Source organism: Rhodopila sp., from assembly GCF_035548235.1.
In the GTDB taxonomy this organism is placed as follows: Bacteria; Pseudomonadota; Alphaproteobacteria; order Acetobacterales; family Acetobacteraceae; genus Rhodopila.
This window is the reverse complement of sequence record NZ_DASZTJ010000192.1, coordinates 14,498-28,070: the sequence shown is the minus strand read 5'-3', so window position 1 is coordinate 28,070 and position 13,573 is coordinate 14,498. Positions and strand designations below refer to the sequence as shown.

14 protein-coding genes are annotated in these 13,573 nt (G+C 65.5%); 8 read left to right on the top strand and 6 right to left on the bottom strand.

Translation table 11 applies throughout. The features are described 5' to 3' along the window. Positions 1–519: 519 nt before the first annotated feature. Complete coding sequence (ssb, locus tag VHB27_RS15880) at positions 520–1,077, bottom strand: single-stranded DNA-binding protein (protein WP_325602177.1); 558 nt, start codon at positions 1,075–1,077, stop codon at positions 520–522. Positions 1,078–1,243: 166 nt separating this feature from the next. Between ssb and uvrA the strand changes: the two genes are divergently transcribed. The 7 genes from uvrA (at position 1,244) to VHB27_RS15845 (ending at position 8,460) form a co-directional block, all read left to right on the top strand. After that, positions 1,244–4,135 carry an excinuclease ABC subunit UvrA gene (gene uvrA, locus VHB27_RS15875; protein ID WP_325602175.1) on the top strand — a complete coding sequence of 964 codons (2,892 nt, stop codon included), beginning with the start codon at positions 1,244–1,246 and terminating at the stop codon, positions 4,133–4,135. 98 nt (positions 4,136–4,233) lie between these two features. Continuing rightward, a complete protein-coding gene (locus tag VHB27_RS15870; RefSeq protein ID WP_325602172.1) occupies positions 4,234–4,629 on the top strand; it encodes a response regulator in 396 nt (131 codons plus the stop codon). A 94-nt stretch (positions 4,630–4,723) separates the two neighbouring features. Further along, positions 4,724–5,371 (top strand): helix-turn-helix domain-containing protein, encoded by a 648-nt coding sequence (locus tag VHB27_RS15865; RefSeq protein WP_325602170.1) that lies wholly within the window; start codon positions 4,724–4,726, stop codon positions 5,369–5,371. Between the two features lie 93 nt (positions 5,372–5,464). Next, complete coding sequence (locus tag VHB27_RS15860; RefSeq protein WP_325602168.1) at positions 5,465–6,217, top strand: SDR family NAD(P)-dependent oxidoreductase; 753 nt, start codon at positions 5,465–5,467, stop codon at positions 6,215–6,217. Between the two features lie 15 nt (positions 6,218–6,232). Beyond that, the gene (locus VHB27_RS15855) at positions 6,233–6,640 is read left to right on the top strand and encodes a VOC family protein (protein ID WP_325602166.1); all 408 of its coding nucleotides are present in this window, start codon (positions 6,233–6,235) and stop codon (positions 6,638–6,640) included. A 157-nt stretch (positions 6,641–6,797) separates the two neighbouring features. Continuing rightward, positions 6,798–7,664: a sulfurtransferase gene (locus VHB27_RS15850; RefSeq protein ID WP_325602164.1), complete on the top strand. Its 867-nt coding sequence runs from the start codon at positions 6,798–6,800 to the stop codon at positions 7,662–7,664. 16 nt (positions 7,665–7,680) lie between these two features. Next, positions 7,681–8,460, top strand: coding sequence for an SDR family NAD(P)-dependent oxidoreductase (locus tag VHB27_RS15845; protein WP_325602162.1), 780 nt, complete (start codon positions 7,681–7,683; stop codon positions 8,458–8,460). 19 nt (positions 8,461–8,479) lie between these two features. Here the strand turns inward: VHB27_RS15845 and VHB27_RS15840 are convergent, their stop codons facing one another. From VHB27_RS15840 to cynS, 4 genes are all read right to left on the bottom strand, one after another. Further along, positions 8,480–9,190: a site-2 protease family protein gene (locus tag VHB27_RS15840; protein ID WP_325602160.1), complete on the bottom strand. Its 711-nt coding sequence runs from the start codon at positions 9,188–9,190 to the stop codon at positions 8,480–8,482. Positions 9,191–9,249: 59 nt separating this feature from the next. Further along, complete coding sequence (locus tag VHB27_RS15835) at positions 9,250–9,630, bottom strand: cupredoxin domain-containing protein (protein ID WP_325602157.1); 381 nt, start codon at positions 9,628–9,630, stop codon at positions 9,250–9,252. Positions 9,631–9,690: 60 nt separating this feature from the next. Then, positions 9,691–11,124 (bottom strand): FMN-binding glutamate synthase family protein, encoded by a 1,434-nt coding sequence (locus tag VHB27_RS15830; RefSeq protein WP_325602155.1) that lies wholly within the window; start codon positions 11,122–11,124, stop codon positions 9,691–9,693. An 80-nt stretch (positions 11,125–11,204) separates the two neighbouring features. Beyond that, the gene (gene cynS / locus VHB27_RS15825) at positions 11,205–11,654 is read right to left on the bottom strand and encodes a cyanase (RefSeq protein ID WP_325602153.1); all 450 of its coding nucleotides are present in this window, start codon (positions 11,652–11,654) and stop codon (positions 11,205–11,207) included. Between the two features lie 105 nt (positions 11,655–11,759). On the opposite strand from cynS, the gene queC reads away from it, so the two are divergent. Then, on the top strand, positions 11,760–12,476 hold the full coding sequence (queC, locus tag VHB27_RS15820; RefSeq protein ID WP_325602150.1) for a 7-cyano-7-deazaguanine synthase QueC: 717 nt from the start codon (positions 11,760–11,762) through the stop codon (positions 12,474–12,476). 45 nt (positions 12,477–12,521) lie between these two features. Here the strand turns inward: queC and VHB27_RS15815 are convergent, their stop codons facing one another. Then, positions 12,522–13,571 carry an Ldh family oxidoreductase gene (locus tag VHB27_RS15815; protein ID WP_325602148.1) on the bottom strand — a complete coding sequence of 350 codons (1,050 nt, stop codon included), beginning with the start codon at positions 13,569–13,571 and terminating at the stop codon, positions 12,522–12,524. Positions 13,572–13,573: the final 2 nt, after the last annotated feature.

Here is a 13,573-nt window from a genome sequence, read left to right as displayed (position 1 = left end):
CTCGCGATCATGCAGGCGGGCGCCGCGGCGCCCGCCACGCTGGTCGCGGAAACGATGTCGCTGTTCCTGACGGCGGCATTGATGACGGCCGGGATCGCCGTGGGCGTATCGATCGCGCTTGCCTCTCCGTTCGCGGGGGGCCGATCAGGAACGGGAGAACTCATGAAAACATGAGGCGGGAGCGTCCGATCGACGACAGCTGATAGTCGTGAAGCGTGAGCGTCATTCAGTGTCCTTCCGCGCCGGCATCTTGAAACGATAGCGCGGGTCGCGTACGCCGCCCCTCCCGGTTCTTGCGATCAAATCGGCCCTCAGCCGACTTCCATCAGTCGCCCAAGGCCGCGTCCAAAACCGATTGCCAGCGCGGACAAGTCGATCGTCGCGTTGTCGGGAACATCGCCGGGTGCATCCACCCAAGTACCGACGCGCCGGGGAGGGTGGTCCGTGAAAGCCGCATCCCCGGCGGCTGGTCCTCGCACCGTGCGACCGCTGTCGCTCAGCTAGAACGCAACCGTGATGCTAGAACGGGATTTCGTCATCCAGGTCGCTGCCGCCCTTCGGCGCATCCCAGGACGGCCCACCTGACCCGCCACGCGAACCCGCGCCTGACGACCGGGGTCCGGCTGCCGCCGGCGCGCGTTCGCGTGGTGCATATCCGCCCCCGGACGACCCGCCGCCGTAATCCGACTCGCCATAGCCGCCGCCCATGTCCGACCCGCCGCCGGACCGTGTGTCGAGCATCGTCAGGTTGCCGTTGAAGCGGCCGATCACCACCTCGGTCGTGTAGCGTTCCTGCCCCTGCTGGTCGGTCCATTTGCGGGTCTGAAGGGAGCCTTCGACGTAGATCTTGGAGCCCTTCTTCAGGTACCGCTCCGCCACGTCGGCGACACGGTCGTTGAAGATGACCACCCGATGCCACTCGGTGCGTTCCTTGCGTTCGCCCGAAGCGCGGTCATTCCAGGTGTCGCTGGTCGCCAGGGTCAGGTTGACGATCTTGCTGCCATCCTGGGTCGAACGGACCTCCGGGTCCTTGCCCAGGTTTCCGATCAGGATCACCTTGTTGACGCTTCCGGCCATCGAACCATCCTTTTCCGCAGACCCGGACCCTAGCCCAAAGCGACCTTATGGGCCACATGAGTTAAGGATCTCTGAACGGACCCAATTTCCGGTGGCGCTCCGCCAGGAACATCTATAGAACATACTCCCAGATCGGGGACAACAGAATTCATGGCTCGAGACATCCATGCCTCGTGATGAGGTTTCCCGCGCCGATCAGCGCGGACTGCGTGATATCCATGTCCGCGGCGCTCGGGAACACAATCTCAAGAACATCGACGTCGTCATCCCGCGCGACTCGCTGACCGTCATCACCGGCCTGTCCGGATCGGGGAAATCCTCGCTGGCCTTCGACACGATCTACGCCGAAGGACAGCGCCGCTATGTCGAGTCGCTGTCGGCCTATGCCCGCCAGTTCCTGGAATTGATGGGCAAGCCCGACGTCGACTCGATCGAGGGCCTGTCCCCGGCTATCAGCATCGAGCAGAAGACGACCTCCAAGAATCCCCGTTCCACGGTCGGCACGGTCACGGAAATCCACGACTATATGCGCCTGCTGTGGGCGCGGACCGGCGTGCCCTATTCGCCGGCCACCGGGCTGCCGATCGAGGCCCAGACCGTCTCCCAGATGGTGGATCGCGTCATGGCGATGCCCGAGGGTACGCGCCTGCTGTTGCTGGCCCCGGTCGTGCGTGACCGCAAGGGCGAATACCGCAAGGAACTGGCGGAACTGCAGCGCCGCGGCTTCACCCGGGTGAAGGTCGACGGCACGCTGTATGAGATCGGCGAGGTTCCGGCGCTGAACCGCAAGATCAAGCATGAGATCGAGGCGGTGGTGGACCGCGTCGTCGTCCGCGAAGGCGCCGCCACCCGGGTGGCCGACAGTTTCGAGACCGCGCTGGCGATGTCCGACGGCGTCGCCTTCGCCGAGAATGCAGAGACCGGCGATCGCACCGTCTTCTCCAGCCGCTTCGCCTGCCCGGTCAGCGGCTTCACGATCGAAGAGATCGAGCCGCGGCTGTTCAGCTTCAACTCCCCACACGGCGCTTGCCCCGCCTGCGACGGGCTGGGGATGGAGACGTTCTTCGACCCGGACCTGGTGGTGCCGGATGATCGCCTGGGGCTGGGCGATGGGGCGGTCGCGCCTTGGACCGGCGCGCAGTCGCCCTATTACGATCAGACGCTCCAATCGCTGGCGAAACACTTCAAGCAGACCACCAAAACCCCCTGGAAGGACCTGCCGGAGCCGGTCCGCCACGCCATCCTGCACGGCACCGACGACCCCGTCGCCTTCACCTACAAGGACGGCGTCCGCGCCTATACCGTGACGAAGCCGTTCGAGGGCGTGCTGCGCAACCTCCAACGCCGCTGGCAGGAGACCGACAGCGTCTGGGTGCGGGAAGAGATGTCGCGCTACCAGGCTGAAAAGCCTTGCGCCGTCTGCAACGGCGCCCGCCTGCGGCCCGAGGCGCTGTCCGTCCGCGTCGCCGGCAAGAACATCGCCGAGGCATCGGACCTGTCGATCAAGGCGGCGCTTGACTGGTTCGGGACGGTGATGCCGACGCTGACGCCGCAGCGGCAGGAGATCGCCGGGCGCATCCTGCGGGAGATCCTCGACCGGCTGCGCTTCCTGGTCGATGTCGGGTTGGATTACCTGACGCTTGCCCGCGGCTCCGCCACGCTGTCGGGTGGCGAATCCCAGCGCATCCGGCTGGCCAGCCAGATCGGCTCCGGCCTGACCGGGGTGCTGTACGTGCTGGACGAGCCGTCGATCGGCCTGCACCAGCGCGACAACGAACGCTTGCTGGGCACGCTGCGGCGGCTGCGCGACCTGGGCAACACCGTGCTGGTGGTCGAGCACGACGAGGACGCGATCCGGGCTGCCGACCACCTGATCGACATGGGCCCGGCGGCGGGGGTGAACGGCGGCCACGTCATTGCCGAGGGCACGCCGGAGGCGGTCGCCGCGAATCCCAAATCGCTGACCGGTGATTACCTGTCGGGCCGCAAGATCATTCCGGTGCCGCCAATGCGGCGCCCGGCCCAGCCGGATCGGATGTTGAAAGTCGTCGGCGCGCGGGGCAACAACCTCAAGTCCATCACCGCCGCCTTCCCGCTGGGCACCTTCACCTGCGTCACCGGCGTGTCGGGAGGCGGAAAATCGACGTTGGTGATCGACACCCTCTACAAGGCCGCCGCGCGGCGGCTGATGGGAGCGGGACTGGTGCCCTCACCCTATGAGCGGATCGAGGGGTTGGACCAGCTCGATAAGATCATCGACATCGACCAGTCGCCGATCGGCCGGACGCCGCGATCGAATCCCGCGACCTATACGGACCTGTTCGCCCCCATTCGCGACTGGTTCGCCGAACTGCCGGACAGCCGTGCTCGAGGCTACAAGCCGGGGCGATTCAGCTTCAACGTGAAGGGAGGACGGTGCGAGGCGTGCCAGGGCGACGGCGTGCTGAAGATCGAGATGCACTTCCTGCCCGATGTCTACGTCACCTGCGACACTTGCAAGGGCAAGCGCTACAACCGGGAAACGCTGGAGATCAAGTTCCGCGACAAATCCATCGCCGACGTGCTGGCGATGACGGTCGAGGAAGCCGTGCCGTATTTCAGCGCCCAGTCGCGCATCCACGACCGGCTGAAGATCCTGCAGCAGGTCGGCCTCGGCTATATCGCGCTGGGGCAGCAGGCCACCACGCTGTCGGGCGGCGAAGCCCAGCGCATCAAGCTGTCAAAGGAGTTGGCGCGGCGCGCGACGGGCCGCACGCTGTACATCCTGGATGAGCCGACCACCGGCCTGCATTTCGAGGATGTGCGGAAGCTGCTGGAGGTCCTGCACGCGCTGGTCGAGCAAGGCAACACCGTCGTGGTGATCGAGCACAATCTGGAGGTCATCAAGACAGCGGATTGGATCCTCGACCTGGGGCCGGAGGGCGGCGACGGCGGCGGCCGCATCGTCGCCGAGGGCACACCCGAGGACATCGTCGCCAACCCGGCCAGCCATACCGGCCGCTTCCTGCGCCCCCTGCTGCCGGAACCGCGACGCGGCAAGGTCCGTCGGCGGGCTTGATCGCTTTGCGGTAGATCAATGCGCTGAGCCCATCAAACCGTTAGCCATTGGCTTCGTTCACAGTTCTCTCACGGTGAACGGTGGAGCGTAGGATTCGGATGGCTGCCGAAAAGCACCTGATCTTTCTGGTGGATGATGATCAAGCGGTTCGCGAGGCGCTGCGTTTCGCCCTTGAATTGGATGGGCTTCGCGTCCGCATCCATGATAGCGGCGACGGGTTGTTGGCCGATCCGGATCTGGAACGTGCCGACTGCATCGTGTTTGACGACCGCAATCGCGGGATGGACGGGATCAAGCTTGCGGGCACGCTGAAGCAGCGCAATGTCGCGGTCCCGCTCATCATGCTCATCAGCCACTTGACGGATCAGATCCGCGAACGGGCGCGTGCCGCCGGCATCAACCGGGTTCTTGAGAAGCCCCTGATGGACAACGCCTTGCGCGACAACATCCGTGCGCTCATCGCGGAGCGATGCGAGGCGCGCCACCATCCGTGACGGGGTACGGGATATCCCGTAGGAGCAAACCGAATAACGCGTCGGCCGAACGGCTCCTACAAACGGGCATCCAAGCCCATAACAGGAGCTCCCGATGTCGGTCTCGTTCGCTGCCGCAGCCGTCCAGCAACACAGCATGCCCTGGTTGGGCACCGCCGCAGCCGAGCCCGCTGGATCGGTCTTGAGCTTCGCCGCCGACCAGCGAATTTATGCCGAGGGCGACGCCGCGCGCTCCTACTACAAGGTGGTCAGCGGCGTCGTGCGCACCTGCCGGTTCCTGAGTGACGGACGCCGGCAGATCGATGCGTTCCTTCTGCCGGGCGATGTTTTCGGCTTTGAGTCCGGAACGGACCGGCGCTTGTCGGCCGAAGCGGTGTCAAGCTGCACCGTCATCGCCTATCGGCGGTCCACCGCCATCCCCGACGATCATACCGTGGGGCAGTTCTTCGCCTTCGCCATGACGTACCTGGAGCAGACGCGCGAACACTGCCTGCTGCTGGGTCGCGGCAGCGCGGTGCAGAAGATCGCCGCATTCCTGATCGAGATGGCCGAACGCACCGACGCCGCCGCAACGGTGGGCCTGCCGATGAGCCGGCAGGACATCGCGGACTATCTCGGTCTGACGATCGAGACGGTGTCGCGCACGCTCTCGCAGATGGAACGCCAGGGCACGATCGCGCTGCCGAGCGCGCGGAAGGTGGTTCTGAAGAATCGGCACCTGCTGGAAGAGCTGAACACCTGACCCTGGCTGCCTGACGCCTATCCCCCTTGACCCTTGCCCCTAGAGGCGCGGCGGGCGACGATACCCCCTGATCATAAAACGGGGGGAACAGACATGCCGCGTCTCGCGGGGAAAGTCGCACTGATCACGGGCGCCGGCACGGGCATTGGCCGCGCAACAGCGAAGCTGTTCGCCGAGGAAGGCGCGAAGGTCGTTATCGCCGAACTCAACAAGGAGGCCGGCGAACAGGTTGCGCAGGTCATCACCCAGGCGGGCGGCGACGCCATCGCGATCCCCACCAACGTCACCGAACCGGATAGCATGCAGGCGGCGATCGATCGCTGCATGCGGCATTATGGGGCGCTGCACGTGCTGCACAACAACGCCGGCGGCTCGACCTCGCAGGATAGCGACGTGACGGAGGCGCCGCTGGAGGAATTCTGGCGGGTCATCAAGCTGGATCTGTATGGTACCTTCCTGGGCTGCCGCTTCGGGATTCCGGCGATGCGGAAATCCGGCGGCGGGTCGGTGATCAACATGTCCTCCAACGTCGCGCTGATGGGGATTCCCGGCCGCGACTGCTACACCGCCGCCAAAGGCGCGGTGGCGTCGATGACACGCTCCATGGCGGTGGAATTCGCGCCCGACATCCGGGTCAACGCCATCGCGCCGTCGGCGACAATGACCGATCGCGTGCGCAAGCTGGTGGCGGGCAACGCCGCACTGGACAGGATGGCGCAATCGCACCTGTTGGGCCTGATCGAACCCGAGGACATCGCGGCGATGGCCCTCTTCCTCGCCAGCGATGAATCGCGCAAGGTGACGGGGCACATCTACCCCGTCGACAGCGGGGTCATCATTTCCTGACGACGGGAGAGCATCATGAAAATCAAGCGGGTCGAGCATATCGCCATCGCCGTCGACTCCATCCAGCAATCATTGGGCCTGATGCGGGACGCGTTCGGGCTGGAACTGGAATATGAGGAGCAGATCGGCGACACCAAGCTGGCGATGCTGCCGGTCGGGCAGACCTATATCGAGCTGCTGGAAAGCGCCGGCCCCGGTTCGGGCGTGCGCAAATGGATCAGCGAGAAGGGCACCGGCCTGTATCATATCTGTTTCGAGGTCGAGGACATCGAAAGCGCGATCGCCGAACTGAAGGCCAAGAACGTGAAGCTGGAGACCGATACGTGGCGGATCGGCCATGGCGGTTCGAAGATCGTGTTCCTGCACCCGGAATCGACCGGCAACTGCGTGATCGAGCTGGCGGAACTGCCCGCCGGGCACTGATGGCCGGCGTCTCCGCCGCCTCTCCCGTCGTGGTGGGCGCAGGCCCGCCAGCTACGCCTTTCGCTCCATCAGCACCATAAGGCATGGATGACCGGTTTCCGCCGGTCACGACGACGCAACAGAACCATAACGAACGAAACCAAATAGGGAGTGATCCATGTCCGGCTTCGTGCATCCTGAATTCCTGGTGGAAACCGGCTGGCTCGCCGATCACCTGGCGGACACGGTCGTCCTCGACTGCACCGTCCACCTGATCCCCGATCCGCAGAAAACTTACATCATCAAGCCCGCTCGCGATGATTTCGAGAGGGGTCACATCCCTGGCGCGCAGTTCTGCGACGTGCAGAAGGACGTGTCCGACACCCGCGCGAAGTTCAACTTCATGCGTCAGGCGCCTGAGGATTTCGCGGCCGCGATGCGCCGGTTCGGGATCAGCAACGATACAAAGATCGTCACTTACTCCACCGCCAATGTCTGGTGGGCTACCCGCGTCTGGTGGCTGCTGCGGGAGTTCGGGCATGACAACGCCGCCGTGCTGAACGGCGGCTGGCAAAAATGGCAGGCCGAGAACCGGCCGGTCGAAACCGGCCCCGACAAGCGGCGTTCGGCGGGCAGCTTCATGTCCGGGACGCCGCGCGGCCTGTTCGTCGGCAAGCAGGAGGTCGCGGCCGCCGTCGGCGATCCCGGCGTCTGCACGCTGAACGCGCTGACGGCGGCGCAGCATGCCGGCAGCGGCGGCAACAGCTATGGCCGGCCAGGGCACATCGCCGGCAGCCTGAACGTTCCGGCTGCGTCCTTGGTCGATCCGGCGACGAACGTGTTCCTGCCGCCGGACGAGCTCAGGGCCAGGCTGGGTGCGGCGGATGCACTGAACCGTTCCGTCATCGCCTATTGCGGCGGCGGCATCGCAGCCAGCGCGGATGCCATGATCCTGACGATGCTGGGCCATGCCGACGTGCGCGTCTACGACGCATCCTTGTCCGAATGGGCGAAGGACGAAAGCCTGCCGATGGAAGTCGGCTGATCGAGGGGGAATATCCATGCGGCTACAAAACAAAGTCGGCATCGTCACCGCCGCCGCGTCCGGCATGGGCCGGGCGGGGGCGGTCAGGTTCGCGAAGGAGGGTGCGTCGGTGGCCGTGGTCGACCTCAACCCCGAAGGCACTACGGCGGTGGTGCGCCAGATCGAGGCCGCGGGCGGCAAGGCGATCGCCATTTCCGGCGACCTGACCGACGATGGGTTCGCGCGCGACGTCGTCAAGCGCACGGTGAAGCAGTTCGGCGGTCTCGATTTCGTCTGGAACCATGTCGGCACCCCGGGCCCGGCTTCGGTCGAGGGGATCGACTGGAAGGACTACGACTTCGCGATGACGCTGAACGTGCGCAGCGTGCTGGTGACGACGGAAGCGGCGCTGCCGGAACTGCGTGCCCGCGGCGGCGGGTCGCTTCTGTTCACCGCATCGACCTCCGGCCTGGTCGGGTCCCAGTTCAGTCCGGTCTATAACGTCGCGAAGTTCGGCATCGTCGGGCTGGTGAAGGGGCTGGCCAAGCGATACGGGCACGAGAACATCCGGGTCAACGCCGTCTGCCCCGGGCCGATCGACTCGCCCATGCTGCGGGTGTTTGTCGCGCGCCCCGACAGCCAGATCCCGGCGGGGGAAACCCCCGAGACGTTGGTGGTCAAACGTGGCGGCCAGAACCCGATGCGCCGCGTGGGGCAGCCTGAGGAGGTCGCCAACGCCGCCCTGTTCCTGCTATCGGACGAGGCTTCCTTCGTGAACGGTGCGGCCTTGCCGGTCGACGGCGGCGCAACGGCCTGATCCCGGACAGGGCGGGACCTCAGATCGTGTTCCCGTCCCATCCGCTGACATCATGTCCGGCGAGCCAGAACATCGTCCGGAAGGCCCAGGGCAGGACGTGGTTCAGGGCCTCGCCGACCGGGTCGACGCCGATCAGCCGCGGCAGGACGAAGACGGCCAGCAGCACGATCAGGATGCCGGCGCGCTCCACCCGCGCCCAGACGCGGGCGAGGGCGAGCGGCAGGATCCCGACGGCGATGCGGCCGCCGTCCAGCGGGGGTATGGGCACCAGGTTGAACAGGCCCAGCACCAGGTTCGACAGCATGAAATAGACCAGGAATTGCTGGATGATCGCCATTGTCGGCGCCGGAAAGCCCGTCGTCGGCATCAGCAGCGCGGCCACCCATGCGAGGAAGAAGTTCATCAGCGGCCCGGCGACGGCGACCAGCGCCATCCCCTGGCGCGGATTGCGGAATTTCCAGGCCGAGACCGGGACCGGCTTCGCCCAGCCGAACATGAAGAAGATCTTGTGCGGCGGCACCAGCAACTGGCTGATCAGCAGGAAGCCCGGTAGCAGGATGGTGCCTACGGTATCGATATGCCGGACCGGATTCAGCGACAGCCGCCCGGCATCCTTCGCCGTGGTGTCGCCGAGGGCCAGGGCGGCGTAGCCATGAGCGGCCTCGTGCAGCGTGATCGCGAGCACCACCGGGATCACGGCCAGCGCCAGGTTGAGCAGGAAATGGTTCATGCCGGATATCTGGCATATTTCGAGGACAATGCCAGCATCGTGATGCAGGAAGGTGGCGCCTACGGCTGGACCGTGATCGACCCCACCATGCCGTCCCAGTCATGGTCGGCGCAGATCAGCTTGTAGTTGCCGGCATGACCGGGAACCAGGCGGACGGTGACGGTCTGCCCAGGCTGCACGACGATGTCGCCGCCGCCATTGGACAGACGCTTCCGATCCTGGATTTTCGAGGCGTGCAGGAAGTCGGGCGCGGTGAACTCGTGCATGTCCTTGCCCCGGTTCTCCAACCGCAGCTCGGTTGGCCGGCCGGCGTGGAAGATGACGTGATCGGGCTCGAAGCGATTATCCACCATCACGACGGTGACGGTCTCGGGTTTCGGCGCCGCCCAGGCCGATGAGGACAACAACAGGAAGCAGAGACCCAAGCGCGCGTATCGCATGCCCCTGAGGATCGTGCCGAACCCCGTTTCGTCAAGATGGCCGGTCCCCGGCGGACCGATCTAATCCCCGGCCTGCGGCGCCCGGAACCCGCCGACGCCGCGTTCGATCTCGGTGACATGGTTGGGGCGGAAGCCCGTGGGATCGGTCAGCCCGCAGGCATGGGCGATGATCTCCACCTCCTCCCGCACATGCCGGGCATAGCTGGCCACCCGCACCGCCTTGTCGGCCGGGTCCAGGCCGCTGATCAGCCGCGGCACCGACGACGTCACGCCAGTGGGGCAGCGGCCGGTGCCGCATTTCATCGCCTGGATGCAGCCGAGCGAGAACATGAAGCCACGGGCGGACGACACGAAATCCGCGCCCATGCACAGCGCCCAGGCCACCTTGTCCGGCGTGATCAACTTGGCGGAGGCGACGATCCTGATCCGATTCTCCAGCCCATGCCGTACGCGCGCCGAGGCGACCATCGGCAGCGCGACGGTGATGGGAAGCCCGACATAGTCGATCAGGGCGGACGGGGCCGCGCCGGTACCGCCCTCGCCGCCGTCGACCTGGACATAGTCGGGACAGCCCTCGGGGTGCTGCCTGGCGTCCAGGAACCAGTCTTCCAGGAATGCCTCATCGCCCGCGACGAACTTCACGCCGACTGGCTTGCCGGTAATGTTGCGCACCTTCTCGACGAACTGGCCCAGCTCCCGCACATTGCCGATATCGGTGTGGCGGTTGGGGCTGATGCTGTCGCGCCCCTCGGGGATGCCGCGGATCCGGGCGATCTCGGTCGTGACCTTGATGCCGGGCAGGATGCCTCCCTTGCCGGGCTTGGCGCCCTGCGCAAGCTTGACCTCGAACATCCGCACCTGCTCGTGGGCGGCGATTTCGCGCAGCCGCTCTTCCGACAGGTTGCCGTCCTTGTCGCGCACGCCGTATTTCGCCGTGCCCATCTGCATGACGACATCGCAGCCGCCTTCCAGGTGATAGGGCGCGAGGCCGCCTTCGCCCGTCGCCATCCAGATATCCGCGAGTTTCGCGCCGCGCGACAGGGCGCTGACGGCGGCGTGGCTCAGCGCCCCGTAGCTCATGCCGCTGATGTTGAAGAAGCTTTTTGCGAAATAGGGCTGGCGGCAGGCGCCCGGTCCCTCGGCGATCCCGATCAGCTTGCCGGGGTAGGGGCGCTTTTCCTGGTCCAGCACGGGGAAGGCGGCGTTGCGGAAGACGAAGGCCGGGACATTTTCGCTGCCGAAGCTGCGCAGGTTGGAGACACCTTTGGCCGACCGATACACCCACGCCCGCTCCAGCCGGTTGAACGGCCGTTCGGACCAGTCGGGCAGGTATTGATACTGGCGCATGTATTCGCCGAGGGTTTCGGCGAAATAGCGGAAATAGCCGATGATCGGATAGTTCCGCAGCAGCGTGTGCCTGGTCTGGCGACGGTCGTAGACATACAGCACAACCAGCGCCAGCAGCAGCATGGCGATGAGCACGGACGCGAACATCGGTTGGACCCTCCCGGTATCCGGGAAAGTGCCAGCGATCAGGTTCTGTTTGGAAGCAAAAACGATGGCGCGGTTTTGCTTCAGTACCGCTTATACGGCAGGAACTTGCCGCTCATGGTCAATTTGACCCGGTCGCCTTTCTGGTCCGGCTGGCGTTCCAGCGTCATGTCGAAATCGATCGCGCTCATGATGCCGTCGCCGAATTCCTCCTGGATCATCTCCTTCCAGGTCGTGCCGTAGACCATCACCAACTCATAGAACCGGTAGATCAGCGGATCGGTCGGCACCTGTGTCGGCAGCGAACCGCGATAGGGCACGGCCTGCAGGGTTTCGACCTCCGCGTCCGTCAACCCCAGCAGGATACCGGCCTTTTCCGCGGCTTCCGGCGTCATCGACATCTGGCCGAGGCAGGCGGCGCAGGTCCAGACGGGGCTGTAGCCGAGCTTGTCGGCGATCTCGGCCCAGGTCCATTTCTTCTGCTTCTTGATGCCGAGGATCTTCTGGCCGAGGGCGGTCTTCGCGTCGTTCATCGGTCGTCTCCCGTTGTGATGGCGGCTGCGACGAAGCAAGGCCAATGCCACCCGACCTATGCTACGGTCGCCCTGTCACACAGCGGACGGGGAGACCCGATAGAGATGAGTCAAGACGACACGGCCCTGGTTCTGTTTTCGGGCGGGCAGGATTCGACCACCTGCCTCGCCTGGGCGCTGGACCGGTTCGCGACGGTGGAAACGGTCGGCTTCGACTACGGCCAGCGCCATGCGGTCGAGCTGACCTGCCGAGCGCCGATCCGCGAGGCGCTTGGGCGGATCAACGGCTGGGGTCCGCGCCTCGGGCCGGACCATATGATCGACCTGAAAGGAGCGCTGGCCGGCGTCGGGACCACGGCGATGACCGAGGCCGTCGCGATCGCCATGACGGCGCAAGGGCTGCCGAACACCTTCGTTCCCGGCCGCAACCTCATGTTCTTCGTCGCCGCCGCGGGCATCGCCGCTCGGCGTGGCCTCAAGCACATCGTCGGCGGCATGTGCGAGACGGACTACTCAGGCTATCCGGATTGCCGGGACGATACGCTGAAGGCGATGCAGGTGACGCTCAACCTGGGCATGCAGCAGCGGTTCGTCATCGAGACGCCGTTGATGTGGCTGGACAAGGCCGCGACCTGGGTGCTGGCGGAGCAGCTTGGCGGCGGCAGCCTGGTCGGGGTGGTGCGGGAGCTGACGCATAGCTGCTACCTGGGCGATCGGACGCATCAGCACGATTGGGGCTATGGCTGCGGCACGTGCCCGGCCTGCGAGTTGCGCGCCGGCGGGTGGGACCGTTGGAAACGATCCGAGAAACCCCGGGGCTGAACGGCGCCGCCCTTCCGCCGGCACCGCGGAAGGGCGCGGGTCGCGTCAAAGCCCCAGCTTCTCCCGCAATCCGTGGCTGGCGGCGATTTCGCCCAGTTTGGTCCAGGTCGCGTCCTCGATCATGACCCCGTTCTTGCGGCGGTCGGTTTCGGCCTGGAACTCGATCTCACCCGGATACAGCACGCCGGCACTGCCTTCGGCCGGAGGGGTATCCTTCAGGAATTTGGCGAAATCGGTGACCTCCTGCTTGAATCGCGCGATAGGCAGGAACGCATTGACATTGAACACGGCGAGGAAGCAGCCGTCATTGTGCTTGCCGGTTGGCTCGACGCCAAAGCCCAGTCCGGTCAGCAGGCCGCACAGGATCTCGACGATCACGGCAAGCCCGTATCCTTTGTAACCTTCGCTGCCACCCAGAGGCAGCAGCGCGCCGCCTTGCTTGTGCTTCTTCGGGTCCGTCGTGGCCTTGCCTTCGCTGTCGATGATCCAATTGTCCGGGATCGCCTGGCCGCGCGCCGCGGCCAGTGAAATCTTGCCTCCTGCCACGGCCGACGTCGCGAAATCGATGAACAGCGGCCCGTCCAGGCCCGACGGCACCGCGACTGAAAGCGGATTTGTCCCGAGCCTCGGCGCTCGGCCGCCGAAAGGTACGACCTGCTTGGGGGAGCGGCCGGAATCCGCCGTGATCAGGCCGATCATGTCATGCTGGGCCGCCATCAGGGTGTAGCTCGCCAGGCGTCCGATATGCCCCTGTCGCGCGACGGTCGCGGCGGCGACATTGTGCTTGCGGGCCTTTTCGATCGTCATCTTCATGGCCTGTTCGGTGACCACGTAGCCAAATCCCCAATGGCCGTCGATGACGGTCGTCGTGTCCGTTTCCTGTACGATGCTCCAGGGCGCGCCCGGCACGATATGGCCGCGCTTCACCCGATCGATGTAGTCGGGCACGCGGATGATGCCGTGGGAGTCATGGCCTGCGAGATTGGCGTCGATGCAATGGCGGGCGACGATCGACGCCTCCGACTCCGGGACGCCGGAGGCAATGAAAAGTGTGCGGGCGATTTCGTTGAGCTGTTCTGCCTTGATCCTGGGCATGA